The organism is Agromyces sp. MMS24-K17 (genome assembly GCF_043950245.1).
Taxonomy (GTDB): Bacteria; Actinomycetota; Actinomycetes; order Actinomycetales; family Microbacteriaceae; genus Agromyces.
Map to the genome: position 1 here is coordinate 2997276 of NZ_CP171640.1, position 25331 is coordinate 3022606.

Here is a 25331-nt window from a genome sequence, read left to right on the forward strand (position 1 = left end):
GCTTGGAGGAGGCATCATGACACAGTTCACCGAGACGACCGGTGCGGTCGAGGTCGAGACCCCTCACGAGCTCACCGCCCTCGATCGCTGCGACGCGTGCGGCGCCCAGGCGTACATCCGTGTGGTGGTCGCCAGCGGCGAGCTCCTGTTCTGCGCGCACCACGGGCGGAAGCACCAGGAGAAGCTCTCCGAGATCGCACACAGCTGGCACGACGAATCGAGCCGGCTCCTGGTCGACAACACGCGCGACTAGACCAGGTCCGGACGCACCGAACGCCCCGCCGGAAGGCGGGGCGTTCGTCGTATCCGGCATCGTCGCGACGTCGCCGTCTCACAGCGGTCCGCCGGGGCGCCCGCCGCCTTCGCGTCAGTCCGTGTCGAGGCCGGCGGCGCGGAGCTGCGACGAACGTGCGGCATGCGCGTACCCGTCGACCTCGGCGGCCTGGGCACCGGGCGCGTAGGCGACGCCCGCGCGACCGGCCATCTCGGTGAGAAGCGCGTCGGCGAAGGCCGGATTCTTGGCGAGCACCGGGCCGTGCAGGTGCGTACCGAAGACGTTGCCCATGACGACGCCCTCCTGGCCCGACCCGCGGCCGTTGCCGGCGCCCGCCTGCGTGCGGCCGAGCGGTGACGCCTCGGCCTGCAGGTAGTCGCGGGCGTGGTTCTCGAAGCCGACGAGCCGGCCGAAGCGCGGCGAGCGGATCACGAGGTCGCCGATGCGCCGCTCGCCGTCGCCCGTGACGGCACGTCCGGGCAGGATGCCGAGGCCCTCCACCACGTGGCCGTTCGCGAGTTCGATGCCCCAGCTGAGCAGCTCCCAGCCGGTGCCGACGGAGAGGATCGGCACGCCCTCGGTCCCCCATCGGCGGAGGTCGTCGTGGAAGGGCAGCAGCGCGGCGCGGGCCGCGTCGAGCGACGAGTCGCTGCCGGAGCCGAGGACCACCGCGTCGACCTGCTCCGGCAGGTCGGCGGGCGTCTCGACGGCGACGACGGATGCCTCGTGCCCCGCCCACCGGGCGCGCGCGGCGAGCACCGCGGCGTTCTCGGCATCGCCGTTCGTGTTCTGCAGCGAGGGGATCAGGGTGATGATCGTGAAGCTCATTCGGTGCCCGTCAGTCCGAGGTGGGCGCGGGTGCGTCGCATGGAGTCGGCCGAGAACACGATCGTCTTCACGCCGGAGGCGGGTGCGGGCAGCGCGAGGAAGTCGTCGATCGCCCGGGCCAGGTCGGGCTCGACGCGGTCGATGACGACGCCGTCGTAGGCGAGCATGAGCGCCGCCTCCGCGGCCTTCGACCCGGAGACGATCGACACCCGGCCGAGCGACGACGCGTCGACCGGCCAGAAGTAGCTGGGGTCGCGCACGTCGGAGCCGATGGCGAACAGGATCTGCTCGGTTCCGGCCTCGATGCCGTCGACGTTGAGCTGGTAGCTCGCCGGATTCTGGACGAGGACGAAGTCGACCTCCTGTCCGCGGACGACGACGCGCTCGCCCCGGCCGAACACGGCCGGGATCGCGCTCAGGGCGTCGGCCGCGACCCGCGACGCGAAGCGATCGCCGAGCACGGCCTTCGCGGTCGCATAGGCGATCGCCGCGTCGACGGCGTAGTGGATGCCTCGCGCCGGGAGGGTGATCGGCACCGCCGTACCCGCATCGGCGAGCACGGCCGAGCGGCCGTCGACCGACTCCACGCGCACGCCGTCGCCGTCGGCGAGCCGGTCGGCGGTGGTGGCGCTGTAGCCGAGCCCGCGCGGCGCTCCGTCGAGCACGCCCTGGGAGACCCCGAGCGGATGCACCGCGACCCCGGGCGCCACCCCGTCGGCGATGCGCAGGATGTTCGCGTCGTCGGCGTTCACGATCAGGGCCTCACCGGCGCGGCCGGCGATCCGCCCGAGCATCGACACGACCATCTCCGAGTCGTGGAAGCGGTCGATCTGGTCGACCATCACGTTCGTGAGGGCGACGGCTCGGGCGTCGACGCCGTCCATGACGAGCGCGCCATGTCCCTCGTCCATCTCGAGCACGGCCATCTCGCCGGGCACCCGTCCCCGCCAGTCCGCGCGTTCGAGGAGCGCCGAGGTGAGCCCCTGGCTGATGTTCGCCGTCGAGGGGTTCGTGAACACGTCGACGTCGTGGGCGCGGAGGATCGCCACCAGCATCTTCGTGGTGGTCGACTTGCCGCTCGACCCCGAGACGACGACGAGGCCCTGCGGGAAGCCCGACAGCGTCCGCTTCAGGTAGCCGGGGGCGATGCGGTTGACGACGAGGCCGGGAACAGCCGATCCGCCGCCGGGCTTGCGCAGCCGGGCGGCGAATCGGGTGAGGCGGCCGGCGAGGATCGCCGGCCCATATCGCAGCGAACCAGCGCTCACCGGCGGCCTACTCGAGGTAGTCGCGGAGCGACTGCGAACGCGACGGGTGGCGCAGCTTCGCCATCGTCTTCGACTCGATCTGGCGGATCCGCTCACGGGTCACGCCGAAGGTGTCGCCGATCTGGTCGAGCGTCTTCGGCATGCCGTCGCCGAGGCCGAAGCGCATGCGGATGACGCCGGCCTCGCGCTCGCTCAGCGAGTCGAGCAGCGACTCGAGCTGCTTCTGCAGCATCGTGAAGCCGACCGCGTCGGCCGGCACCACGGCCTCGGTGTCCTCGATGAGGTCGCCGAACTCGCTGTCGCCGTCCTCGCCGAGCGGGGTGTGCAGCGAGATCGGCTCGCGACCGTACTTCTGCACCTCGATGACCTTCTCCGGGGTCATGTCGAGTTCCTTCGACAGCTCCTCGGGGGTGGGCTCGCGGCCCAGGTCCTGCAGCATCTGGCGCTGCACGCGGGCGAGCTTGTTGATGACCTCGACCATGTGCACGGGGATGCGGATGGTGCGGGCCTGGTCGGCCATGGCACGGGTGATCGCCTGGCGGATCCACCACGTCGCGTAGGTCGAGAACTTGAAGCCCTTCGTGTAGTCGAACTTCTCGACCGCACGGATCAGGCCCAGGTTGCCCTCCTGGATCAGGTCGAGGAACTGCATGCCGCGGCCGGTGTAGCGCTTGGCGAGCGACACCACGAGGCGCAGGTTCGCGCCCAGGAGGTGGCTCTTCGCGCGCTGGCCGTCGCGGGCGACCCACTGCAGCTCGCGGCCGAGCTTCGCCTTCCGCTCGGACTCGCTCATCTTGGAGAGCTTCTCCTCGGCGAACAACCCCGCCTCGATGCGCATCGCGAGTTCGACCTCTTCGGCCGCGTTGAGCAGGGCGACCTTGCCGATCTGCTTCAGGTAGTCCTTGACCGGGTCGGCGGTGGCGCCGGTGATCGCCGCCGAGTAGACGGGAACCTCGTCCTCGTCGTCGCCGGCGCGCAGCACGAGCGCGCCCGTCGGGTGCGGCTCGATCGGGATGACCGGAGCCTCCTCCTCGTCGCCGTCCGCCGCGGCCTCGTCCGAGGCATCCGTCGCGTCGTCGGTCGCGGCCTCCGCCTCGAGCTCGGCGGGGTCGAGGTCCTCGTCCTCGCCGTCCTCGTCGTCGGCTCCCGCCTTCGACTTCGCGCCGCCCTTGGCGGTCTTCGCCCGCGCGGTCTTCGAGGCCGTGGTCGACTTCGTCGCCGTCGCCGCCTTCGACGCGGCCGTGGTCTTCGCCGCCGTCGCCTTCGCCGGGGTCGTCTTCGTCGTGGTCGCGGCCTCCTCGGCCGCTCCCGTCGCAGTCTTGCTGGCTGCCATGCGTCTGCACCTCTCCTCACCGTGGCGACGCCGCCGCGCGCCGCCGGCGCTCGGGGTCATCGTGCCGGATCGGTCATCTCGATCACGTGTTCTCGGACACTATGAGGACCCATGTCAAGTCCACCGGAATCGCGCGACTGTGGTCGCGCCGGTCGGACGAGAACGGGTCCGTCGTTAATTATACCGCCGACAGGCCGCTCCGGACGCCGAACCACCCCGAATGACACCCCGATCACGCTCCGTGCAGTACAACGCGCCCCGACCGCCGGGCATTCCGCGGGCCGGGGCCAGGGCCTCAACCGTCGGCGGGACGCTCGTCGTCGCGCGTGCGGCGGTGGGCCAGGAACTTCTCGAGCTCGTCGGCGATCTCGTCGGCCGTCGGCACCTCGCCGTCCTCGCCGATCAGCGGCGAGCGGAGCGTCGTGCCCTCCATGTAGGAGTCGTGCCGCTCCTCGAGGGTGCCGACGAGCTTCGCGAGCTCCGGGTTGCCGGCGACCTGCTCGTCGATCTTGGCGACGAACTCGCGACCCTGCTCGCGCAACGCGTCGGTCGGCATGATGAGCCCGGTCGCGGCCGTCACGGCCTGGAGCGCGGCCACGGCCGCATCCGGGTACTCGGTGTCGCCGAGGTAGTGCGGGATGAGCAGCACGAAGCCGGCGGTGGGGTGCCCGCGCTCCTGCAGCCGGTACTCGACCAGGTGCAGCGCGTTCGCCGGCACCTGCGTCGTGGGCTTCCACACCGACATCGTGTCGGTGAGCTCCGAGCGGTTGCCGCTGACCGTGTACGAGATCGGCCGCGTGTGCGGCACCGGCATGGGGATCGAGTTCAGCCACGTGGTGGAGGCGACCCCGAGGTCCTCGACGAGCCCGATCACGGCGTCGGTGAACCGCTCCCACTGGAAGTCGGGCTCGAACCCGGTCAGCAGGAGGAAGGGCCGACCGAGCTCGTCCTGCGCGAGGTCGAGCGAGAGCCGCGGCGGCCGGTAGGCGGTGAGGTGATCCGCATCGAACAGGATGATCGGGCGACGCGCCCGGTAGTCGAGCAGTTCGTCGGCGTCGAAGGTCGCCACGACGACCGTGTCGAGCGTCTCCAGCAGGTAGTCGGTCACCTGCTGCACCGCGGACCCCGCGTCCGCGAACCCCGTCAGCCCCGCGACGAGCGGCAGGCCACGCGGCACCGGGACATCCGCGTTCAGCTCGTACAGGGATCGGGGATCTCGCATGCCTCCAGCGTACTGAGCGGCGGGAGGGCGTCGGCCGGATGCCCCGCTCCGATGTGCCGCCCAGAGCGAACACCTACCATCGACGCATGTCGATTCCCGACCTCGTGCTCCGTCCCCTGTCCGCCGCCGACCCCGTCTCCGAGGTCGTCCTGCTCGCCTCGGTCCCGTCCGAGGAGGGCACGGCGCTGCTCGCACCTGCGGGCTTCGGCTGGGCGGCCGACGCGCTCGCCGCACTCGGCGCGAAGGGCGCCGCGGACGAACTCGTGCGGCTGCCGGGTCGCGACGGTGCACGTATCGTCGCGATCGCCGGCCTCGGCGGCCCCGCGACCCCCGATCGACTCCGGCTGGCCGCGGGCTCCGCCCTGCGGCAGCTCGCGGACGTCGACACGGTCGAGATCGCGATCCCGGTCGAGGACGCCGCGTCGGCAACCGCGCTCCTCGAGGGGGCGGCGCTCGGCGCCTACCGCTACAACGCATATAGGTCGGAGCCCCGGCGTCCCATCGCGTCCATCGCGCTGCGCACCGACCGCTCCGAGGACGACGTCGAGCTCCGACGCATCCGAGCCGTGGTGTCCGCGGTGGCGGCCACCAAGGACCTCGTGAACGCGGCGCCGGCGGAGCTCTCGCCCGAGGCGTTCGCGGAACTCGCCGTCGAATCCGCGTCGGCCGTCGGCGTCACGGCGACCGTCCTCGCCGAGGAGGAGCTCCGTGCGCAGGGCTACGGCGGCATCGTCGGCGTCGGCCAGGGCTCCGCTCGCGGTCCCCGGCTCGTCAAGCTGGAGTACGCGCCGACCGGCGCCGCGTTCCGCCTCGCCCTCGTCGGCAAGGGCATCACGTTCGACACCGGCGGCCTCTCGCTGAAGCCCGGCGCCTCGATGGTGGGCATGAAGGTCGACATGTCGGGCGCCGCCGCGGTGCTCACGGCGATCACGGCCCTCGCCGAGCTGGAGGTGCCCATCGCGATCACCGGGTGGCTGTGCCTGGCCGAGAACATGCCGTCGGGCACCGCCCTGCGCCCGAACGACGTGCTGCGCATCCACGGCGGCACGACGGTCGAGGTCGTGAACACCGACGCGGAGGGGCGGCTCGTGATGGCCGACGCGCTCGCCGCGGCCAGCGAGGAGCAGCCCGACGCCATCGTCGACGTGGCGACCCTCACCGGCGCGCAGCGGGTCGCGCTCGGCACCCGCATCTCCGGGCTCATGGGCGACACCGCACTCGTGGAGGAGGTGCGCGCCGCCGCGACCGAGGTCGACGAGGCGTTCTGGCCCATGCCGCTGCCCGCGCACCTGCGCCCGCTGCTGCGCAGCGACGTGGCCGACCTCGCCAACGCGAAGCTCGGCACCGCCGTGCCCGGGATGCTCCTGGCCGGCGTCTTCCTGCAGGAGTTCGTCGGCCGTCGGAACGGATCCGACGAGCGCATCCCGTGGGCTCACCTCGACATCGCGAGCCCCGCGGACAACACCGAGGCGGGCTGGGGCTTCACCGCTCCCGGTCCCACCGGCGTGGCCGTCCGCACGCTCATCCGGCTGGGCGAGACGCTCGCGCGCAGGTAGTACAGTCATATGGGCGAAATCTCGCCCATATTCTGAGCCGGGCCACCGACCCGGCGCAGCCACGTCGCAGCACACATGCGCAGAGGGAGATACCGGCTTGTCCGAGCACAACTTCGACCTGGTCGTCCTCGGCGGTGGAAGCGGCGGATACGCCGCCGCTCTCCGCGCCGCCGAACTCGGCTCGTCCGTCGCGTTGATCGAGAAGGGCAAGCTGGGCGGCACCTGCCTCCACCGCGGCTGCATCCCGACGAAGGCGCTGCTGCACGCGGCCGAGGTCGCCGACACCGCGCGCGAGTCCGCCCGGTTCGGCGTTCGCACGACGTTCGAGGGCATCGACCTCGGCCAGGTCGCCGGCTACCGCGACAGCATCATCTCCAGCAAGTGGAAGGGCCTGCAGGGCCTCATCAAGGCCCGCGGCATCACCGTCGTCGAGGGCGAAGGCCGCCTGGTCGGCGACCGCGCCGTCCAGGTCGGCGACGACCGCTACGTCGGCACCGATGTCGTGCTCGCGACCGGTTCCTACTCGCGCAGCCTCCCCGGCCTCGAGATCGGCGGCCGCGTCATCACGAGCGAGCAGGCGCTCGACCTCGACTTCGTCCCCGGCAAGGTCGCCGTGCTCGGCGGCGGCGTGATCGGCGTCGAGTTCGCCAGCGTCTGGAAGTCGTTCGGCGCCGACGTGACGATCATCGAGGCGCTCCCCCACCTCGTGCCGAACGAGGAGGAGTCGATCTCGAAGCAGCTCGAGCGCGCCTTCCGCAAGCGCGGCATCGACTACAAGCTGGGCATCCGCTTCCAGGGCGTCACGCAGCACGACGACGGCGTCGTCGTCACGCTCGAGAACGGCGAGACCGTCGAGGCCGAGCTGCTGCTCGTGGCCGTCGGCCGCGGCCCGGCCACCCAGGGCCTCGGGTTCGAGGAGGCCGGCGTGACGGTCGATCGCGGGTTCGTCATCACCGACGAGCGCCTGCGCACGAGCGTGCCCGGCGTCTACGCCGTCGGCGACATCGTGCCCGGCCTGCAGCTCGCCCACCGCGGCTTCCAGCAGGGCATCTTCGTCGCCGAGGAGATCGCGGGCCTCAACCCGATCGTCGTCGAAGACGTCAACATCCCGAAGGTGACCTACTGCGAGCCCGAGGTCGCGTCGGTCGGCTACACCGAGGCGCGGGCCGCGGAGAAGTTCGGCGCCGACCAGGTCTCGTCGTACGAGTACAACCTCGCCGGCAACGGCAAGAGCCACATCCTCGAGACGAGCGGCTCGATCAAGGTCGTGCGCGTCAACGACGGACCGGTCATCGGCGTCCACATGATCGGCGCGCGCGTCGGCGAGCTCATCGGCGAGGCCCAGCTCGCCGTCAACTGGGAGGCGTACCCCGAGGATGTCGCCCCCTTCATCCACGCGCACCCGACGCAGAACGAGGCGCTCGGCGAAGCCTTCCTCAAGCTGGCGGGCAAGCCGCTGCACGCGCTCTGACGCGCACCCCCGAAACGACTGCAATACACTGAAATCGCGCCCCAACGCTGCGAAGGAGAGAAGCGAATGAGCGAATCCGTCAGCCTCCCGGCACTCGGTGAGAGTGTCACTGAAGGCACGGTCACCCGCTGGCTGAAGAATGTCGGCGACCGTGTCGAGGTGGACGAGCCGCTGCTCGAGGTCTCGACCGACAAGGTCGACACCGAGATCCCGTCGCCGGTGGCCGGCGTCATCGAGGCGATCCTCGTCCAGGAGGACGAGACCGTCGAGGTCGGCACGCCGCTCGTGACGATCGGCGATGGCTCGGCTGCGCCTGCCGAAGCACCGGCTGCGCCCGCCGCCGAGGCACCGGCAGCGCCGGCAGCTGAAGCTCCGGCACCGGCGGCACCCGCGGCACCGGTCGCCGAGGCTCCGGCAGCTCCGGCAGCTCCGGCCGCACCCGTTGCCGAGGCTCCGGCCGCTCCGGCCGCACCCGTTGCCGAGGCACCGGCCGCTCCGGCGGCACCGGCCGCTCCGGCAGCGCCCGTTGCCGAGGCACCGGCGGCACCTGCGGCTCCGGCCCCCGCGCCGGTCGCCGAGGCGCCTGCGGCTCCCGCAGCTCCTGCCGCCCCGGCGGCACCGGCCGCGCCCGCCCCGGCTGCGCCCGCTGCCCCGGCTGCGCCCGCTGCCCCGGCCACCGGCGCCCACGCCGGCGGCTCCGGCTACGTGACGCCGATCGTGCGCAAGCTCGCCAACGAGCAGGGCGTCGACCTGGCCAACCTCACCGGCACCGGTGTCGGCGGCCGCATCCGCAAGCAGGACGTGCTCAGCGCGGGCAGCGCGCCGGCCGCCGCCGAGAAGCCGGCCCGCCAGCCGCTCGAGCCGTCGCCGCTGCGCGGCACGACGGTGCCCATGACCCGCCTGCGCAAGGTCGTCGCCGAGCGCGCCGTCGTCTCGATGCAGTCGACCGCACAGCTGACCTCGGTGGTTGAGGTCGATGTGACGAAGGTCGCGCGACTCCGCGACCGCGTGAAGGGCGACTTCCTGGCCAAGACCGGTACGAAGCTCAGCTTCCTGCCGTTCTTCGCGCTGGCCGCCGCCGAGGCGCTCCGGGCGTACCCGATCATCAACTCGACCGTCGACGGCGAGTCGATCGTGTACCCCGACCACGAGAACATCAGCATCGCGGTCGACACCGAGCGCGGCCTGCTCACCCCGGTCGTCCGCGACGCGGGCGAGCTGGACCTCGCCGGTCTCGCGGGCCAGATCGCCGATCTCGCCGAGCGCACCCGCAACAACCAGCTGAAGCCCGACGAGCTCTCCGGCGGCACGTTCACGTTGACGAACACGGGTTCGCGTGGCGCGCTGTTCGACACGCCGGTCGTGTTCCTCCCGCAGACGGCGATCCTCGGCACCGGCATCGTCGTGAAGCGCCCCGTCGTCGTCTCGCAGGACGGCTCCGAGGCGATCGCGATCCGCTCGATGGTCTACCTCGCCCTGTCGTACGACCACCGCATCATCGACGGCGCCGACGCCGCGCGCTTCCTCACGGCGGTCAAGGACCGCCTCGAAGGCGGCGACTTCGAGGGCGACCTCGGCATCTAGTCGAACAGCTCCCTGAGCAGCCAACCGGCCTCGGTCCGCATCAGCAGGACCGAGGCCGGTTCGCGTTCGCCGGCGAGGTACGGCACCGTGACGAGGTGGGCGTCTCCCATCGCCGCCGACCCCGCGACGACGCCCCCGAGATCGAGGTCGTCGTCGACCGGCGACTCGGCGGCGCCGTCGCGAGCCGCCGCCATCGCCGCCAGGTCGGATGCTTCGATCGGCGAGCCCGCCTGGTCGACCCGCTCGAGGCAGCCGGCCTCGATCCGGGCGAAGCATCCCGACCGCTCCTCGAGCAGCCGCGCGGCGGCGACCGCCGCATCGAGGTCCTCCGGGGCGACCGTGGCCTCGGCACCCGCGCCTCGACCGTCCGTCGCTCCCCCGCCGGTCTCCGACGCCTCCGACGTCTCCGACGCCTCCGACGAGGCGGTCCCGGGCGCCGTCTCGAGGCCCGGCGCGGTCCCATCCCCTGCTGACTGCGTAGCGACCGACGCACCACGCTGCTCCGGTACCAGGGTCAACAGGAGCACGAGCGCCGCAGCGGCGGCGAGTCCGCCGACCATGAGCACAGCTCGCCGCGCTCGGAGGAACGCGCGGATCCGCTCGAGTGCGACCGTGACGCCCGAGTTCGCGCCGGGAGCGCCCGACGAGGCATCCCCCCGCGACGATTCGGCCGCCTCCACCGTCTCGAACGCCGGGGCGAGTCCGGGCACGAAGTCGCCGAACAGGCGGCGGATGCGACCGCCGCGCCGAGCATCGGTCTCGGCGGAGGGAGGCACCGTGCCGAGCCGGACGAAGGAGTCATCATCCCCGGCGTACGCACCATCGGCTCCCGCGGACACCTCGTCGGGTCGGCGGTCGGACCGCGCCCGAGGGGCCGGCACCACCGGCCCTGCGGAGGTCGCCGGCCCACCGGCCGGCGACGTCGTCCACGCGCCGGAGACGGGCTCCGCCGGAGCGGCCGCGAACAGGAGCCGCTCGTACTCGCCGGTGGACGGGTCGAACGGCCGCGCGTGGACGCGTCGCTCGATGGCCAGGCGAAGCGGCTCGAACGCGGCCGGCGACGACGACCCTGCCGCGACCTCCGCCACGAGCGCTCCGAGCGCGGCGTGCGTGCTCCGGAGCGGCGATCCGTCGCCATGGCCGGCGGAGGACCTCACGGGCTCGAGCGCACCGAGGCCGAGCAGGCGGGCGCGCCCGGTGCCGTCGAACCGCACGTCCGCCGGACGCAGCCCGGGGTGCGCGAGTCCGTGGACGGCCAGGTCGCCGACGGCCACGACGATCGGGGCGAGGGCCGTGACCGCTTCGCCGACGCCGAGCCGCCGGGCCTGCAGCACCGCGGCGAGGCTCGGGCCCGCGATGCGCTCGACCACGAGGCAGACCCGTCCGTCCCCGAGGGTCGCGAGGTCGAGGAGGCTCGGGAGCGCGGCGATCCCTGCCGACATCGCCTCGGCCTCGACCGTGATCGCCGCGCCGTCGACCGGCTCCCCGTACAGGCGCAGCACGACCAGTGCCGGAGGCGCGCCCGAGGCGGCGGCCGCGAGGTAGAGCTCGGCGCGCTCGCCTTGCGCGATCTGCCGGAGGATCCGGTAGCCCGCGATCCGCTGCTCTCCGGCGGTCGCGGCGTGCGGCGCGGGGGGCGCCCACGGGGCCACGACGGGTGCCGACGACACGGACGCGGGTGCCGGGTGCGCCGGAGGCGCGACCGTCGACCTCGCACGACGGGGATTCGGACGATTCGGCATCCCCCGATGCTGTCCGAGGGCACCCGCCGGTTCCGGCGCCATCGGCCCGCCTGCCGGCCGATGAGCCGCACGCCCGTCCTGTGGAGGAGAGCACCTAGACTCGGACCCATGCTCGACTACGTCGACGCGGGGCTAAGCGCCAACTCCGTGCCGTATCTCGAGGGACTCTCCCTCCAGCGCGCCATCCATCAGGCGGTCCTGTCCGGGCAGCGGCCCGACACCGTCATCCTCCTCCAGCACGAGTCCGTCTACACGGCGGGCAAGCGGACCGCACCCGACGAACGTCCGGTCGACGGCACGCCCGTCATCGACGTCGATCGAGGCGGGAAGATCACCTGGCACGGTCCGGGCCAGCTCGTCGGGTACCCGATCGTCCGGCTCCCCGAGCCGATCGACGTCGTCGACTACGTCCGTCGGCTCGAGGGAGCCCTCATCGCCGTGCTCGAGGAGTTCGGCATCGAGGGCCGCCGGGTCGAGGGCCGCTCGGGCGTCTGGATCCGCACCGGCGACGGCCCGTTCGCGAAGGACGAGAAGATCGCCGCGATCGGCATCCGCGTCGAGGGCGGCGTCACCCTGCACGGGTTCGCCCTCAACTGCTCGAACGACCTCGCCCCCTACGGTCGGATCGTCGCCTGCGGCATCCGGGACGCGGGGGTGACCACGATGTCGCGCGTCCTCGGCCGCGAGGTCGCTCCCGCCGAGGTCGCCGCCGCCGTGCGGCGCCACCTCGACACCGCGCTCGAGCGGGTCGCCGCATGAACGCGGCGGCAGACGGCCGGCGGATGCTCCGCCTCGAGGTCCGCAACGCGCAGACGCCGATCGAGCGGAAGCCCGAGTGGATCAAGACCCGCGCGAAGATGGGCCCCGAGTACCGCGCCCTGCAGTCGCTCGTGAAGGGCGAGGAGCTGCACACGGTCTGCCAGGAGGCGGGCTGCCCGAACATCTACGAGTGCTGGGAGGACCGCGAGGCGACCTTCCTCATCGGGGGCTCGCAGTGCACGCGTCGCTGCGACTTCTGCCAGATCGACACCGGCAGGCCGGCCGACTACGACGTGGACGAGCCGCGCCGCGTGGCCGAGTCGGTCGTGCGGATGCAGCTGCGCTACTCGACGGTGACCGGCGTCGCCCGCGACGACCTGCCCGACGAGGGCGCGTGGCTGTACGCCGAGACGATCCGCGAGATTCACCGCCAGTCCCCCGGCACCGGCGTCGAGATCCTCGTGCCCGACTTCTCGGGGAACCCGGCGCACCTCGCCGAGGTGTTCTCCGCGAGGCCCGAGGTCTTCGCGCACAACGTCGAGACCGTGCCCCGCATCTTCAAGCGCATCCGCCCGGCCTTCCGGTACGAGCGGTCGCTCGACGTGATCACGCAGGGGCGCGACGCGGGCCTCATCACGAAGTCGAACCTCATCCTGGGCATGGGCGAGACGCGCGAGGAGGTGTCGCAGGCCCTGCAGGACCTCCACGACGCGGGGACGGACATCATCACCATCACCCAGTACCTGCGGCCGAGCCCTCGTCACCTCCCGGTGGACAGGTGGGTCCGTCCGGAGGAGTTCGTCGAGCTGAAGGCCGAGGCCGAGGCGATCGGATTCCTCGGCGTCCTCGCCGGGCCGCTTGTCCGATCGTCCTACCGGGCTGGCCGGCTCTGGGCGCAGTCGATGCAGGCGAAGGGCCGCGCGGTGCCGCCGGAGCTCGCGCACCTGGCCGATGCGTCGGCCGGGTTCGCCCAGGCGGTCGGATGACCCGCGCCGGGGGTGCCCGCGGTCGTCGCACGACGGACCCGAGCACCCCCGGCCGCCGGTATCCTTGATGCCATGGCTCGCTCCAAGGACTCCGCGTCCTCCTCGAAGGAGCCCGGCCGCCTGAAGCAGATGTGGCAGGTCTTCCAGATGACCCGCCGCTACGACTCGACGGCGCCGTGGCTCATGCTGCTCGGCTTCCTCGCACCCATCGCGCTCGGCCTCGGCCTCGCGCTCTGGCTGAGCGAGGGCAACGGCTTCACGATCGCCCTCTGGATCATCGCCGGCGCCCTCGCCGGCCTCCTGCTCGCGATGGTCATCCTCGGCCGGCTCGCGGAGCGCGCCGCGTACGCCCAGATCGACGGGCAGCCCGGCGCGGTCGGTGCGGTGCTCCGAGGCGGCCTCCGCGGCGGATGGATCGGCAACGAGATGCCGATCGCCGTCAACGGCAAGACCCAGGACGCGGTGTACCGCGCCGTCGGTCGCGGCGGCATCGCCCTGATCGGCGAGGGCCCGTCGTCGCGGACCACGCGGATGCTCGAGGACGAGCAGCGCAAGGTCGCCCGCATCCTGCCGAACGTCCCCATCACGCTGATCACGGTCGGCCACGGCGACGGCGAGGTTCCGCTCCGCAAGATCCCCGCCGCGCTCCGCAAGGCGAAGAAGTCGCTCACGAAGCCCGAGGTGCTCGCGGTCTCGAACCGGCTCAACTCGCTGCAGACGTCGCTGCCGATCCCGAAGGGCATCGACCCGATGAAGGTCCGGTCCCAGCGCGGTCGCATGCGCTAGTCGCATCCCGGCACCGAAGAGGGCATCCGTCGATTCCACGGATGCCCTCTTCGCGGTTCCACCGGCGGACGGCCTCGGCGGTAGATGATCGCAGCGCCGCTGGTGTCAGCGGCGGATCAGGACGGTGCCGGCGACCTTGTCGTGGAAGCCCCGCTGGTCGGAGTCCCAGACGAGCGCCGGGACGACGATGACGAGGAGGAGCGTACGGACGACCGGCCGCCAGGGGCCGACCCAGCCGCCGGCGATCGGCACGAGCTGGAGTCCGACGATCCGATGCCCGATGCTGCCGCCGATGGTCGGGATGAAAACGACCTGCATGAGGGCGAAGATGCCGAGCGTGGCGAAGGACTGCGTCGTGGTGCCGTAGGGCGCGATCAGCAGCGCGATCAGGTTCGCGAGCGCCCAGTCGATGACGATCCCGCCGATGCGCCGGCCGACGCGGCCGACCGATCGCGGCCCGTCGTCGGGGAGGCCGAGCCGCTCCCCCGGCCACCGGCTCGGGTCGAGGTCGCCGAATGTCGTGGGCTTGGCGTCTGGCACCGTTCGATTCTACGTGCGGTGGCGCGGTCGAGCGGGCCGCGTCGCTCCGCCGCGAGCCCGTCACAATCCGTCGCTCGCGTAACATCGCCGAAACATTTGCGTCACGGTAGGGAAACTGACCGTCGCTAGCCTCGATGGCGGTCGAGCAACAGCCGCCGCAGTCCCACCCCCGTCTCCCTTGGAGTGTCGCCACATGTTCAGTGATTCCTCTGAAGTCCTCAAGTTCATCAAGGAGACGGATGTCAAGTTCCTCGACATCCGCTTCACCGACCTCCCGGGCGTGCAGCAGCACTTCAACATCCCGGCGTCGACGGTGGACGAGGAGTTCTTCACCGTCGGCCAGCTCTTCGACGGCTCGTCGATCCGCGGATTCGCGAACATCCACGAGTCGGACATGCAGCTCATCCCCGACGTGACGACCGCGTACATCGACGCGTTCCGCGCCGAGCGCACGCTGATCATGGTCTTCGACATCTACAACCCGCGCAACGGCGAGATCTACGCGAAGGACCCGCGCCAGGTCGCCAAGAAGGCCGAGAAGTACCTCGCGTCGACCGGCATCGCCGACACCGCGTTCTTCGCTCCCGAGGCGGAGTTCTACATCTTCGACGACGTCCGCTACGAGGTGAAGCAGAACGCCAGCTTCTACTCCGTCGACTCCGACGAGGGCGCGTGGAACTCGGGCCGCACTGAAGAGGGCGGCAACCTCGGCAACAAGACCCCCTACAAGGGCGGCTACTTCCCGGTGTCCCCGGTCGACAAGCAGGCCGACCTGCGCGACGACATCTCGCTGAAGCTCATCGACGCGGGCCTCATCCTCGAGCGCGCGCACCACGAGGTCGGCACCGGCGGCCAGGCCGAGATCAACTACCGCTTCGACACGATGGTGCACGCGGCCGACGACATCCTGAAGTTCAAGTACATCGTCAAGAACACGGCCGAGCAGTGGGGCAAGACCGCCACGTTCATGCCGAAGCCGCTCTTCGGCGACAACGGCTCGGGCATGCACACCCACCAGTCGCTCTGGAGCGACGGCAAGCCCCTGTTCTACGACGAGGCCGGCTACGGCGGTCTCTCCGACATCGCCCGCTGGTACATCGGCGGCCTCCTCAAGCACGCTCCCGCCGTGCTCGCCTTCACGAACCCGACGGTGAACTCGTACCACCGCCTCGTGCCGGGCTTCGAGGCCCCCGTCAACCTGGTCTACTCGGCGGGCAACCGCTCGGCGGCCATCCGCATCCCGATCACGGGCACCAACCCGAAGGCCAAGCGCATCGAGTTCCGCGCCCCCGACGCCTCGGGCAACCCGTACCTCGCGTTCGCCGCGCAGCTCATGGCGGGTCTCGACGGCATCAAGAACCGCATCGAGCCGCACGAGCCGGTCGACAAGGACCTCTACGAGCTCCCCGCCGAGGAGGCCAAGACGATCCCGCAGGTGCCGGGCTCGCTCGACGCCGTGCTCGACGCGCTCGAGGCCGACCACGACTTCCTCCTCGAGGGCGGCGTGTTCACCAAGGAGCTCATCGAGACCTGGATCGACTACAAGCGCGAGAAGGAGCTCAAGCCGCTGGCCCAGCGCCCGCACCCCTTCGAGTTCGAGCTCTACTACGGCGTCTGATCGCCCGTCGCCCCCGCGACCGGAAGGGCCGCACCGCTTCGGCGGTGCGGCCCTTCCGCGTTTCCGGGCGGAGTTCGTCGACGGTGCGCTCCTGCGGATCGCCCCGTCGAGCATGCCGGATCGGCGGGCCGGGCCGGGCCCGAGGCGAGTCCGGTGCGCCTCAGGCGCCGGTCGCGGGATCGCGCCGGGTCGGCCCCTCGACCACTCCGTAGAACCCGCGATCGAACACCGCGCGAGCGCGCCGCGTGACGCGGAGGTAGTCGTGCTCCAGCCGGGTCGCGGAGCCCGACGGGTAGCCCATGATCCGAGCCACGCCCTCGAGTTGCGAGCGATCGACGGGCAGGACGTCGGTCGTCTTGTCGAGCCAGAGGGTGAGGGCCGAGCGAGCCCGCGACGCGAACACCCACGCCTCGCGGAGCGCCTGCGCATCCTCCGGAGCCACCAGCCCCGCGTCGACGCCGGCCGCGAGGGCGTCGAGCGTCGACGGGGTGCGCAGCGACGGGACATCCGCCGCGTGTTGCAACTGGATGAGCTGGATGAACCACTCCACGTCGCTGAGCGACCCGCGCCCGAGCTTCAGGTGCCGGGTCGGATCGGCGCCCTGCGGGAGCCGTTCGTTCTCGACGCGCGCCTTGATGCGCTTGACCTCCCGCACGTCGCGGTCGGAGATCGACTCGGGGTAGCGCACCCCGTCGGCCAGGGCGAGGAAGTCGGCGCGCAGCGCCGCGTCACCCGCGACGTCGCGCGCCCGGAGCAGCGCCTGCGCCTCCCAGGTCAGCGACCAGCGGTCGTAGTACGCCCGGTACGCGTCGAGCGAGCGGGCGACGACGCCGTTGCGGCCCTCCGGGCGCAGGTTCGCGTCGAGCTCGAAGGGCAGCCGCGCGTCCTCGCTGAGCCGGACGAGCTCCGAGACGATCCGCAGCGCCGTGCTGTGCGCGGCGTCGGGCTCCGCGCCAGCGGGTCGGTAGACGTAGATCACGTCCGCGTCGGAGCTGATGCCGAGCTCACGGCCGCCGAACCGGCCCATGCCGATCACGGCGAACTCGATCCCGTCGGGCGTGCCGCCGCGGATCGCGCGGACGAGCGAGACGAGGTGGGTCTCGGTCACGTCGCTCAGCCCCCGGCCCAGCTCCTCGACCGTGCAGACGTCGAGGATCGCCGAGAGCGCCAGGCGCAGCACCTCGCGACGGCGGATGGCCCGGAGCACCTTCGCGGCGTGGTCAGCCTCCACGTGCCGCGCCAGGACGGCGGATGCCTCCTCCTGGAGTGCCTCCAGCGGTCGTGGTCGCAGCTCCGACACCTCCTCGAGCCAGGCGACCGCCTCGGGGATGCGCTCGAGGAGCTGCCCGGCGAAGCGCGAGCCCGACAGCACCCGCGTGAGCCGCATGGCCGCCTCCGAGGAGTCGCGGAGCAACCGGAGGTACCAGTGCGTGGTGCCGAGCGTCTCGCTCAGCCGCCGGAAGGCGAGCAGTCCGTAGTCGGGGTCGGCTCCCTCGGCGAACCACGAGATGAGCACCGGCAGCAGGTGCCGCTGGATCGTCGCGCGGCGGGACACGCCGGAGGTCAGCGCCGCGATGTGCGAGAGCGCGCCGCGGGGATCGCGGAACCCGATCGCCGCGAGGCGCGCCGCCGCCTGCTCGCTCGTGAGCTCGGGACCCTCGTCGCGGAGCGCAGCCACGGCCGACAGCAGCGGCCGGTAGAACAGTCGTTCGTGGAGCCCGCGAACCCGCTGGCGGGTCGCCTGCCACACCGCGTCGAGCTCCTCCGCGGTGCGCGCGACGCCCGAGGCGCGTGCGAGGGCCCGGGTCGCTGCCGCGTCGACGGGCATGAGGTGGGTGCGCCGCAGCCGCGACAACTGCAGCCGGTGCTCGAGCACGCGCAGCAGCCGGTAGTCGCGGGAGAACTCGGATGCCTCGTCGCGGCCGACGTATCCGTGCTCGGCGAGGGCCGCCAGCGCTGGCAGCGTCCCCCGCTGGCGGATCGCCGGATCGGACGCACCGTGCACCAGTTGCAGCAGCTGTACCGTGAACTCGATGTCGCGCAGGCCTCCGGGGCCGAGCTTCAACTGCCGGTCGACCTCGGCGGCGGGGATGTGCTCGGTGACGCGCTCCCGCATGCGCTGCACGGAGTCGACGAAGCCCTCGCGCGACGAACTCGCCCAGACCATCGGCGCGACGATCGCGAGGTACGCATCGCCGAGGTCGCGGTCGCCCGCCATCGGCCGGGCCTTGAGCAGCGCCTGGAACTCCCAGCTCTTCGCCCACCGCTCGTAGTACTGGCGGTGCGAGTCGAGGGTGCGCACGAGCGCGCCGTCCTTGCCCTCCGGGCGGAGGTTCGGGTCGACCTCCCAGAGCGGGGGCTCGATGCCGGGCTCGCCGATGATCCGCATGGTGAGCATGGCCAGCCGGGTCGCGATCTCCAGGGCGCGCGGCGTCGAGACGACCTCCTCGTCGGCCGATTCGCCGACGAAGATCACGTCGACGTCGCTGACGTAGTTCAGCTCCTCGGCGCCAGCCTTGCCCATGCCGATCACCGCGAGGCGGGTCGCCGCCACCTCGGCTGTGGGAAATCGGCCGGGGGCGGCCGGCTCCCCCGGCTCGCGCGAGATCGCGCTCCTCGCGACCTCGATCGCGACGTCGAGCGCGGCGCCCGCGAGGTCGGCGAGGCCGTGGGCGACCGTGTCGACCGCTTCGATCGCGCTCGGCCGACCGAGGTCCCAGACGGCGACCTCGGCGAGGAGCCGACGGTAGCGCACGCGCAGGGCGCGCGCCGCGGCATCCGTCGATGCGCCGACGGGGCCCGAGGCGACGATCGCCTGGCGCAGCACGACGGTCGCCGCGCGCTGGTCGGGTGGCGGCATCGGCTCGCCGCGCAGGACGACGAGCTCGTCGGGGACTCGGGTCAGGAACTCGGCGAGGCCGCGGGATGCCCCGACCAGTCGCGCCAGCCGCTCGGCGGAGGCCGGGTCGGCGAGCACCGGGCCGAGGCCGTCGGGCGCCCGATCGTGCAGGCGCTGGACGGCGTCGATCGCCTCGTCGGGGTCGGCGGCATGCGCCAGGGCCTCGAGGAGGCACGATTCGTCGAGCCCCGCATCCTCGGCCAGGGCGCCGAGCAGGCCGGCTGCGCGGTCGAGGTCGGTGAACCCGGCCCGCGCGAGCGCACCGAGGGTGGGGGCCTGGCGCGTCATCCGATCGGTCTCGTCAGAGGATCTCGAGGTTGCGCTGCAGCTCGAACGGCGTGACCTGTGCCCGGTAGTCGCGCCACTCCGACCGCTTGTTCGCGAGCACGTAGCTGTACACCTGCTCGCCGAGCGTCTCGGCGACCAGCTCCGACCCCTCCATGGCCTCGATCGCGTGATCCAGGCTCGCCGGAAGCGGGTCGTAGCCCAGGGCGCGCCGCTCGCTGTCGCTCAGCGTCCACACGTTGTCCTCCGCCTCGGGCGGGAGGTCGTAGCCCTCCTCGATGCCCTTCAGGCCGGCCGCGAGCAGCAGCGAGAACGCGAGGTACGGGTTCGCGGCGGAGTCGATCGCGCGGTACTCGACCCGCGCGCTCTGGCCCTTGCCGGGCTTGTAGAGCGGCACGCGCACGAGCGCCGAGCGGTTGTTGTGCCCCCAGCACACGAAGCTGGGCGCCTCGCCGCCGCCCCAGAGGCGCTTGTAGGAGTTCACGAACTGGTTCGTCACCGCCGAGATCTCGCCGGCGTGCCGGAGCAGGCCGGCGATGAACTGCCGTCCGATCTTCGAGAGCTGGTACTGGGCACCGGCCTCGTAGAACGCGTTCTGGTCGCCCTCGAAGAGCGAGAGGTGGGTGTGCATGCCGCTGCCCGGGAACTCGGAGAACGGCTTCGGCATGAACGTCGCGTAGACGCCCTGCTCGATCGCCACCTCCTTCACCACGGTGCGGAAGGTCATGATGTTGTCGGCCGTCGCCAGCGCGTCGGCGTAGCGCAGGTCGATCTCGTTCTGGCCGGGGCCGGCCTCGTGGTGGCTGAACTCCACCGAGATGCCGAGGTCTTCCAGCATCCGCACCGAGCGGCGGCGGAAGTCGTGCGCTGTGCCGCCGGGCACATTGTCGAAGTACCCGGCCGAATCCACGGGAACCGGACCCTCCTCGCCGTACTTCGACGACTTGAGCAGGTAGAACTCGATCTCGGGGTGCGTGTAGAACGTGAAGCCCCGATCGGCCGCGAGGGCGAGCGTGCGCTTGAGCACGTTGCGCGGGTCGGCGACCGCCGGCTCGCCGTCGGGCGTGGTGATGTCGCAGAACATGCGGGCCGTCGGGTCGACGTCGCCGCGCCACGGGAGGGTCTGGAACGTCGCCGGGTCGGGGAACGCGAGCAGGTCGGACTCGAAGGTCCGGCTGAGGCCCTCGATCGCCGAGCCGTCGAACCCGATGCCCTCGGCGAACGCACCCTCGACCTCCGCCGGCGCGATCGCGACCGACTTCAGGGTGCCCACCACGTCGGTGAACCAGAGCCTGACGAACTTGACCCCCCGCTCCTCGATGGTTCGAAGAACGAAGTCGCGCTGCTTGTCCATTCCCACCCTTCCTCGCTCCTCACAGCGTAGTGGTTCGGCCCCGCCCCATCGGGCCGTCGGCCGAGGTGCCATGTGGAAGACTGACCCCATGCCAGACGAGACGACGCCGTCCTCCGCGAACGCGGCCGAGCCGAGCGGCGAGGAGCGTCCCTACGGGGGCGCTGCGGCGTCCGCGGGCCCGAAGCGGGTGCGCACCCGGCACTTCCAGAACGCGAAGCGCGACGGCATCAAGATCACCGGCCTGACCAGCTACGACCAGCTCACGGCGCAGATCTTCGACCGAGCGGGCGTGGACTTCCTCCTCGTCGGCGACTCGGCCGGCAACAACGTGCTCGGCTACGACACGACGCTGCCGGTGACCGTCGACGAGCTCATCCCGTTGACCCGTGCGGTCGCGAGGGCCGTCACCCGGGCGTTCGTCATCGCCGACATGCCGTTCGGCTCCTACGAGAACGGCCCGGAGGACGCGCTGCACACCGCGGTGCGGTTCATGAAGGAGACCGGAGCGCACGCGGTGAAGCTCGAGGGCGGCGAACGCAGCCACAAGCAGATCCACCGGATCGTGCAGGCCGGCATCCCGGTGATGGCGCACATCGGCTTCACGCCGCAGAGCGAGCACGGTCTCGGCGGTCACCTGATCCAGGGCCGCGGCGACGCGGTCGAGCAGCTCCTCGCCGACGCCCGCGCGGTTCAGGCCGCCGGGGCGTTCGCGGTGGTGCTCGAGATGGTGCCCGCAGAGGCGGCACGGCGCGTCACGGAGGAGCTCGCCATCCCGACGATCTCGGTCGGCGCGGGCCCGCACTGCGACGGCCAGCTGCTCGTCTGGACCGACTGGGCCGGGCTCACGCCCGGGCGCATCCCCAAGTTCGTCAAGCAGTACGCCGACCTCGCCGGCATCCTGTCCGACGCGGCCCACCGCTGGCAGACCGACGTCGCGAACGGAAGCTACCCGGGGCCCGAGCACTCCTACGAGTGATCGGAGCCGCCGGAGCCCACCACCCTGCGCCCCACGCTCGGGCTCACTGCTCGGCGGCGTCGTCCTCGGCCCACTTGGCGCTGTTCTCGCGCAGCTTCTCGAGCGCGTGCTCGGCCTCGGCGCGCGTCGCGAACGGGCCGACGCGATCCACCGACGGCGACTGGAAGCCGTGCTCGACCTCGCCGGTGCGCATGTTGTACCAGTAGGCGTGTTCGATGTCCTCGCTCATGGGCCGATCCTATTCCGCGCCCCTCCCGCCCGGGCCGAGCGACGACCCCGCGTCCCGGATCCCCGCCGGGTGCGGGGGTAGGCTGGCGGCATGACCACTGGGCATGCGATCGGCATCGACATCGGCGGCACAGGGATCAAGGGGGCGGTGGTGGACCTCGAGGCGGGCACGCTCGTCTCGGATCGCATCAAGATCGCCACGCCCGACGGCGGCAAGCCCGACGACATCCTCGAGACGACGCGCGAGCTGCTCGACCGCATCGACGGCGTCGCCGAGGGCAAGCTTCCCGTGGGCGTCTGCTTCCCCGCGATCGTCAAGCAGGGGCGCACGCTGTCGGCCGCGAACGTGTCGAAGAAGTGGATCGGCCTGCCCGCCGAGGAGCTCTTCGAGGAGGCGCTCGAGCGGGACATCCACTTCGTCAACGACGCGGATGCCGCCGGCTACGCCGAGATCCGCTTCGGCGCGGCCGCCGGCCAGGACGGGCTCGTGATCCTGACGACGCTCGGCACCGGCATCGGCTCCGCGCTCATCCACGACGGCGTGCTCATCCCGAACTCCGAGCTCGGCCACCTCGAGATCGACGGGTTCGACGCGGAGAGCCGCGCGGCGTACTCGGCCATGGAGCGGGAGGACCTCTCCTGGAAGGAGTGGGCCGAGCGGCTCCAGCGCTACTACTCGCACGTCGAGTTCCTGTTCTCGCCCGACCTGTTCGTGGTCGGCGGGGGCGTCTCGAAGCACTGGGACCAGTTCGCGCCGATGCTCGACCTGCGCACGCCCATCGTGCCGGCGCAGCACCGGAACAACGCCGGCATCCTCGGCGCCGCGGCCCTCGCGGTGCGGTAGCCGGGCCCCACTGGGGCGACCCGGGCGGAGGCGAGCGGGCCGGCTGATACGCCGGGTTCTGTTCACCGGGCGCTTGCGCGACACCGGCTGGACGGCCATCTCTCTCGGAGACACGTTGCCGTGCCCCTCCAGCGGCCTACCCGGGAACGGGACGGGCAGCCCCATCGTTCCCTGTCTGGCCTTGCTCCGGACGAGGTTTACCGAGCCGACCGCGTCACCGCGGCCGCTGGTGGGCTCTTACCCCACCGTTTCACCCTTACCGCGGGCCGGAGCCCGTGGCGGTCTGCTTTCTGTGGCACTGTCTCGCGGGTTGCCCCGGGTGGGTGTTACCCACCGTCCTGCCCTGCGGAGCCCGGACGTTCCTCGGCATCCGATCGCTCGGATGACGCGGCCGTCTTGCCGACCCGCTCGCCCGTCCAGCCTACCGTGCGGCCGGGCGACGGACCGGCCCGTGCGTCAGATGCCCGACTCGTCGGTGCGGACGAGGATGCGGTCGCACTCGGGGCACTGCACCACGTCGAAGGCCGAGGCCTTCCGCACCGCCTCGAGGTCGGAGCCCGTGAGCGTGATCGTGCAGCCGCCGCAGGTCCGCTGGCGCAGCAGCGCCGCGCCGATGCCGCCGCCGCGCACCCGACGCACCTCGTAGAAGGCGAGCAGGTCGGCCGGGATGGTCTCGGCGATCGTCGACCGGTCGCGCTCGGCCTGGTCGCGCTCGGTCGCGAGCCCGGCAGCCGACTCGTCGCGCTCGGCCTCCAGCCGCGAGCGCTCGGTGACCAGGCCCTCGCGTTCGGCGTCGAGCGCTGCGACCGCGCCCTCGGCCTCGTCGACCTTCTCCATGACGGCGAGCTCCTGGTCCTCCAGGTCGCTCCGGCGACGGGCGAGCGAGGCGAGCTCCGCCTCGAGCGCCGTGACGTCCTTCACCGACGACGTGTGCGTCAGCCGCTCGCTGTCGCGGGCGATGCGGGCCTCGACGAGCGAGACATCCGATTCCAGGCGCGACAGCTCGGTGCGCACGTCCTCGAGGCTGCCGACCGCCTCCGCACGGGAACGACGCAGCGCGTCGTCGCGCGTGGCGAGCTCGGCCAGCGGCGCCGCCTGCGGCAGGGAGCCGAGCCGATGCGCGAGCTGCGCGAGCCGGGTGTCGACGGACTGGAGGCGGAGCAGCTCCTGCTGCTCGGCGGGGGTGGCGTTCACGCGGGGCTCCTCGTGGGACGGGTCGGACGGATGATCATTGCACGACCTGGAAGTCCCAGGGGTCGGTGCGGAGGTCGCTCACGACGACCTCGAGGTCGGGATGCGCCGCCCGCAGCTCCTCGGCGGCGCGATCGAGCCAGAGCCATTCGCTCGCCCAGTGCGACACGTCGAGGAGCGCCGGTCCGCCGCCGAGCACGGACTGCTCGCGCGCCTCGGACGCCGGATGGTGCCGGAGGTCGCTCGTGATGTAGACGTCGGCGGCGCGCACGCGCGGATCGGCCAGCAGCGAGTCGCCCGCTCCCCCGCACAGCGCGACGGTCTCGACGGGGAGGTCGAACGGGCCCGCGGCACGGACGCCGGTCGCGGTGGGCGGCAGGACCTCGGCGAGGAGGCGCGCGAGCCGGCCGAGCCTCGTGGGCTCGGGCAGCCGCCCGACGCGGCCGAGGCCGTGCACGCCGTCGGCGGACGGGACGATCGGCTCGACATCGACGAGGCCGAGGCGTTCGGCGAGCACGGCGCTGGTACCGCTGCCGACGACGTCGGCGTTGGTGTGAGCGGCGACGAGGCCGCAGCGGGCGCGGATGAGCCGGGCGAGCAGCGCTCCCTTGTAGCGGTCCTCGGCGACGCTGGTGACGCCGCGCAGCAGCAGCGGGTGGTGCGCGATGAGCAGCTGCGCGCCGGAGTCGACGGCCTCGTCGACGGTCGCCGCGACGGCGTCGACCGCCAACAGCACCCGCTCGACCGGATCGGCCGGGTCACCGGCGACCAGCCCCGGAGCGTCCCACGGCTCGGCGCCCGCGAGCGGCCAGAGTCGCTCGATCGTCTCCAGGAGGTCGGCGAGTCGGAGGGTCACCCGTCCAGCCTACCGGCGGGGCATCCGTCGACCGCAGCCCGCCCGGCCTTCCGCAGCGGGACGCGGGAATCGGGTGGTGGGCCCTGCCGGGCTCGAACCGACGACATCCACGGTGTAAACGTGGCGCTCTACCAACTGAGCTAAAGGCCCCTGCGCCGCCCGAGCGGCGAGTCCATGCTAGCGGGACGCGACCGCGGCGATCGCGTCCCGGTACGCCTCGATCGGCCTGGCCTCGCCCGGGCCGACCGCGAAGGAGGCCGCGATCCGGCCGTCGGCGCCGATCACGAACGTGGCGCGCGTCGCGTAGCCGCGCTCCGGCAGGAACGCGCCGTAGGCCTGCGCCGTCGCGCCGTGCGGCCAGAAGTCGCTGAGCAGCGGGAATCCGTACGACTGCTCCTCCGCCCAGGCACGCAGCGCGTACTTCGAATCGACCGACACGCCGACGAGCTGCACGCCCGCCTCCTCGAACAGGTCGAGCCGGTCGCGGAGCTCGCACAGCTCGCCCTGGCACCCCCGGGAGAACGCGAGCGGGAAGAACACGAGCGCGACGGGGCCCCGCTCGAGGAAGTCGCCGAGCCGCGCCGGCGCGCCGAACTGGTCGACGAGATCGAAGCCGGGAGCCGCGGTGCCGGGCGCGAGGATCATGCGGAGACCTCCGTGGAAGGGTGACGGTGGGCGGCCGCAAGCCTACCGACGCGGACCGGCGCGATTCATGCGGGCGTAGAATCACT

Annotated in this window: 22 protein-coding genes, 1 tRNA gene and 1 other RNA gene; 10 read left to right on the top strand and 14 right to left on the bottom strand. The window is 72.1% G+C overall.

What is annotated here, in order from left to right; genetic code table 11:
* Positions 1–16: 16 nt before the first annotated feature.
* Positions 17–253, top strand: coding sequence for a hypothetical protein (locus ACGGZK_RS13715; protein WP_395243197.1), 237 nt, complete (start codon positions 17–19; stop codon positions 251–253).
* A gap of 114 nt (positions 254–367) precedes the next feature.
* Here the strand turns inward: ACGGZK_RS13715 and ACGGZK_RS13720 are convergent, their stop codons facing one another.
* The 4 genes from ACGGZK_RS13720 to ACGGZK_RS13735 form a co-directional block, all read right to left on the bottom strand.
* Positions 368–1102 (bottom strand): type 1 glutamine amidotransferase, encoded by a 735-nt coding sequence (locus ACGGZK_RS13720; protein ID WP_395243198.1) that lies wholly within the window; start codon positions 1100–1102, stop codon positions 368–370.
* Positions 1099–2370, bottom strand: a complete 1272-nt coding sequence (locus tag ACGGZK_RS13725; protein WP_395243199.1) for a Mur ligase family protein — start codon at positions 2368–2370, stop codon at positions 1099–1101. Before ACGGZK_RS13725 ends, ACGGZK_RS13720 begins: the two co-directional genes overlap by 4 nt.
* Positions 2371–2377: 7 nt before the next feature.
* Positions 2378–3703 carry an RNA polymerase sigma factor gene (locus ACGGZK_RS13730; RefSeq protein ID WP_395243200.1) on the bottom strand — a complete coding sequence of 442 codons (1326 nt, stop codon included), beginning with the start codon at positions 3701–3703 and terminating at the stop codon, positions 2378–2380.
* Positions 3704–3998: 295 nt separating this feature from the next.
* Positions 3999–4925, bottom strand: coding sequence for a proteasome assembly chaperone family protein (locus ACGGZK_RS13735; RefSeq protein WP_395243201.1), 927 nt, complete (start codon positions 4923–4925; stop codon positions 3999–4001).
* 86 nt (positions 4926–5011) lie between these two features.
* Between ACGGZK_RS13735 and ACGGZK_RS13740 the strand changes: the two genes are divergently transcribed.
* From ACGGZK_RS13740 to ACGGZK_RS13750, 3 genes are all read left to right on the top strand, one after another.
* The gene (locus ACGGZK_RS13740; protein WP_395243202.1) at positions 5012–6481 is read left to right on the top strand and encodes a leucyl aminopeptidase; all 1470 of its coding nucleotides are present in this window, start codon (positions 5012–5014) and stop codon (positions 6479–6481) included.
* A gap of 97 nt (positions 6482–6578) precedes the next feature.
* Entirely contained in the window at positions 6579–7952 is a 1374-nt protein-coding gene (gene lpdA, locus ACGGZK_RS13745) for a dihydrolipoyl dehydrogenase (protein WP_395243203.1), read from the top strand.
* Between the two features lie 66 nt (positions 7953–8018).
* Positions 8019–9536 carry a 2-oxo acid dehydrogenase subunit E2 gene (locus ACGGZK_RS13750; RefSeq protein ID WP_395243204.1) on the top strand — a complete coding sequence of 506 codons (1518 nt, stop codon included), beginning with the start codon at positions 8019–8021 and terminating at the stop codon, positions 9534–9536.
* Here the strand turns inward: ACGGZK_RS13750 and ACGGZK_RS13755 are convergent.
* The gene (locus tag ACGGZK_RS13755; protein WP_395243205.1) at positions 9533–11278 is read right to left on the bottom strand and encodes a hypothetical protein; all 1746 of its coding nucleotides are present in this window, start codon (positions 11276–11278) and stop codon (positions 9533–9535) included. The two genes, ACGGZK_RS13750 and ACGGZK_RS13755, sit on opposite strands and share 4 nt — an antisense overlap.
* Before the next feature lie 108 nt (positions 11279–11386).
* On the opposite strand from ACGGZK_RS13755, the gene lipB reads away from it, so the two are divergent.
* From lipB to ACGGZK_RS13770, 3 genes are all read left to right on the top strand, one after another.
* Positions 11387–12037 (top strand): lipoyl(octanoyl) transferase LipB, encoded by a 651-nt coding sequence (lipB, locus tag ACGGZK_RS13760; protein ID WP_395243206.1) that lies wholly within the window; start codon positions 11387–11389, stop codon positions 12035–12037.
* Complete coding sequence (lipA, locus tag ACGGZK_RS13765) at positions 12034–13023, top strand: lipoyl synthase (RefSeq protein ID WP_395243207.1); 990 nt, start codon at positions 12034–12036, stop codon at positions 13021–13023. Before lipB ends, lipA begins: the two co-directional genes overlap by 4 nt.
* Positions 13024–13095: 72 nt before the next feature.
* The gene (locus ACGGZK_RS13770) at positions 13096–13809 is read left to right on the top strand and encodes a DUF4191 domain-containing protein (protein ID WP_395243208.1); all 714 of its coding nucleotides are present in this window, start codon (positions 13096–13098) and stop codon (positions 13807–13809) included.
* A 105-nt stretch (positions 13810–13914) separates the two neighbouring features.
* Here the strand turns inward: ACGGZK_RS13770 and ACGGZK_RS13775 are convergent, their stop codons facing one another.
* Complete coding sequence (locus tag ACGGZK_RS13775) at positions 13915–14349, bottom strand: RDD family protein (RefSeq protein ID WP_395243209.1); 435 nt, start codon at positions 14347–14349, stop codon at positions 13915–13917.
* A gap of 193 nt (positions 14350–14542) precedes the next feature.
* Between ACGGZK_RS13775 and glnA the strand changes: the two genes are divergently transcribed.
* Positions 14543–15967, top strand: coding sequence for a type I glutamate--ammonia ligase (gene glnA, locus ACGGZK_RS13780; protein WP_395243210.1), 1425 nt, complete (start codon positions 14543–14545; stop codon positions 15965–15967).
* Positions 15968–16127: 160 nt separating this feature from the next.
* On the opposite strand, the gene ACGGZK_RS13785 is transcribed toward glnA, so the two are convergent.
* Positions 16128–19154 (bottom strand): bifunctional [glutamine synthetase] adenylyltransferase/[glutamine synthetase]-adenylyl-L-tyrosine phosphorylase, encoded by a 3027-nt coding sequence (locus ACGGZK_RS13785; RefSeq protein ID WP_395243211.1) that lies wholly within the window; start codon positions 19152–19154, stop codon positions 16128–16130.
* Between the two features lie 13 nt (positions 19155–19167).
* The gene (locus tag ACGGZK_RS13790) at positions 19168–20505 is read right to left on the bottom strand and encodes a glutamine synthetase family protein (RefSeq protein WP_395243212.1); all 1338 of its coding nucleotides are present in this window, start codon (positions 20503–20505) and stop codon (positions 19168–19170) included.
* Positions 20506–20593: 88 nt separating this feature from the next.
* On the opposite strand from ACGGZK_RS13790, the gene panB reads away from it, so the two are divergent.
* Positions 20594–21481, top strand: a complete 888-nt coding sequence (gene panB, locus ACGGZK_RS13795) for a 3-methyl-2-oxobutanoate hydroxymethyltransferase (RefSeq protein ID WP_395243213.1) — start codon at positions 20594–20596, stop codon at positions 21479–21481.
* A gap of 43 nt (positions 21482–21524) precedes the next feature.
* Here panB and ACGGZK_RS13800 read toward each other — a convergent pair whose 3' ends face one another.
* Positions 21525–21710 (bottom strand): SPOR domain-containing protein, encoded by a 186-nt coding sequence (locus ACGGZK_RS13800; RefSeq protein WP_395243214.1) that lies wholly within the window; start codon positions 21708–21710, stop codon positions 21525–21527.
* 90 nt (positions 21711–21800) lie between these two features.
* On the opposite strand from ACGGZK_RS13800, the gene ppgK reads away from it, so the two are divergent.
* The gene (ppgK, locus tag ACGGZK_RS13805) at positions 21801–22553 is read left to right on the top strand and encodes a polyphosphate--glucose phosphotransferase (protein ID WP_395243215.1); all 753 of its coding nucleotides are present in this window, start codon (positions 21801–21803) and stop codon (positions 22551–22553) included.
* Between the two features lie 31 nt (positions 22554–22584).
* Here the strand turns inward: ppgK and rnpB are convergent.
* From rnpB to ACGGZK_RS13830, 5 genes are all read right to left on the bottom strand, one after another.
* An RNA gene (rnpB, locus tag ACGGZK_RS13810) (RNase P RNA component class A) lies at positions 22585–22960 on the bottom strand.
* Between the two features lie 49 nt (positions 22961–23009).
* Positions 23010–23747 carry a zinc ribbon domain-containing protein gene (locus ACGGZK_RS13815; RefSeq protein ID WP_395243216.1) on the bottom strand — a complete coding sequence of 246 codons (738 nt, stop codon included), beginning with the start codon at positions 23745–23747 and terminating at the stop codon, positions 23010–23012.
* Between the two features lie 34 nt (positions 23748–23781).
* Positions 23782–24600 carry a Nif3-like dinuclear metal center hexameric protein gene (locus ACGGZK_RS13820; RefSeq protein ID WP_395243217.1) on the bottom strand — a complete coding sequence of 273 codons (819 nt, stop codon included), beginning with the start codon at positions 24598–24600 and terminating at the stop codon, positions 23782–23784.
* Positions 24601–24674: 74 nt separating this feature from the next.
* Positions 24675–24750: transfer RNA gene (locus ACGGZK_RS13825), tRNA-Val, on the bottom strand.
* A gap of 27 nt (positions 24751–24777) precedes the next feature.
* Positions 24778–25245: a peroxiredoxin gene (locus tag ACGGZK_RS13830; protein WP_395243218.1), complete on the bottom strand. Its 468-nt coding sequence runs from the start codon at positions 25243–25245 to the stop codon at positions 24778–24780.
* Positions 25246–25331 lie beyond the last annotated feature (86 nt).

Bases quoted from the DNA above. Each gene is read 5' to 3' on its own strand.
- ACGGZK_RS13800 (WP_395243214.1), bottom strand. From the start codon at position 21,710: ATGAGCGAGGACATCGAACACGCCTACTGGTACAACATGCGCACCGGC.
- panB (WP_395243213.1), top strand. From the start codon at position 20,594: ATGCCAGACGAGACGACGCCGTCCTCCGCGAACGCGGCCGAGCCGAGC.
- ACGGZK_RS13830 (WP_395243218.1), bottom strand. From the start codon at position 25,245: ATGATCCTCGCGCCCGGCACCGCGGCTCCCGGCTTCGATCTCGTCGAC.
- ACGGZK_RS13735 (WP_395243201.1), bottom strand. From the start codon at position 4,925: ATGCGAGATCCCCGATCCCTGTACGAGCTGAACGCGGATGTCCCGGTG.
- glnA (WP_395243210.1), top strand. From the start codon at position 14,543: ATGTTCAGTGATTCCTCTGAAGTCCTCAAGTTCATCAAGGAGACGGAT.
- ACGGZK_RS13770 (WP_395243208.1), top strand. From the start codon at position 13,096: ATGGCTCGCTCCAAGGACTCCGCGTCCTCCTCGAAGGAGCCCGGCCGC.
- ACGGZK_RS13740 (WP_395243202.1), top strand. From the start codon at position 5,012: ATGTCGATTCCCGACCTCGTGCTCCGTCCCCTGTCCGCCGCCGACCCC.
- ACGGZK_RS13730 (WP_395243200.1), bottom strand. From the start codon at position 3,703: ATGGCAGCCAGCAAGACTGCGACGGGAGCGGCCGAGGAGGCCGCGACC.
- ACGGZK_RS13790 (WP_395243212.1), bottom strand. From the start codon at position 20,505: ATGGACAAGCAGCGCGACTTCGTTCTTCGAACCATCGAGGAGCGGGGG.
- ppgK (WP_395243215.1), top strand. From the start codon at position 21,801: ATGACCACTGGGCATGCGATCGGCATCGACATCGGCGGCACAGGGATC.
- ACGGZK_RS13755 (WP_395243205.1), bottom strand. From the start codon at position 11,278: ATGCCGAATCGTCCGAATCCCCGTCGTGCGAGGTCGACGGTCGCGCCT.
- ACGGZK_RS13785 (WP_395243211.1), bottom strand. From the start codon at position 19,154: ATGACGCGCCAGGCCCCCACCCTCGGTGCGCTCGCGCGGGCCGGGTTC.
- ACGGZK_RS13720 (WP_395243198.1), bottom strand. From the start codon at position 1,102: ATGAGCTTCACGATCATCACCCTGATCCCCTCGCTGCAGAACACGAAC.
- ACGGZK_RS13715 (WP_395243197.1), top strand. From the start codon at position 17: ATGACACAGTTCACCGAGACGACCGGTGCGGTCGAGGTCGAGACCCCT.
- ACGGZK_RS13750 (WP_395243204.1), top strand. From the start codon at position 8,019: ATGAGCGAATCCGTCAGCCTCCCGGCACTCGGTGAGAGTGTCACTGAA.
- lipA (WP_395243207.1), top strand. From the start codon at position 12,034: ATGAACGCGGCGGCAGACGGCCGGCGGATGCTCCGCCTCGAGGTCCGC.
- lipB (WP_395243206.1), top strand. From the start codon at position 11,387: ATGCTCGACTACGTCGACGCGGGGCTAAGCGCCAACTCCGTGCCGTAT.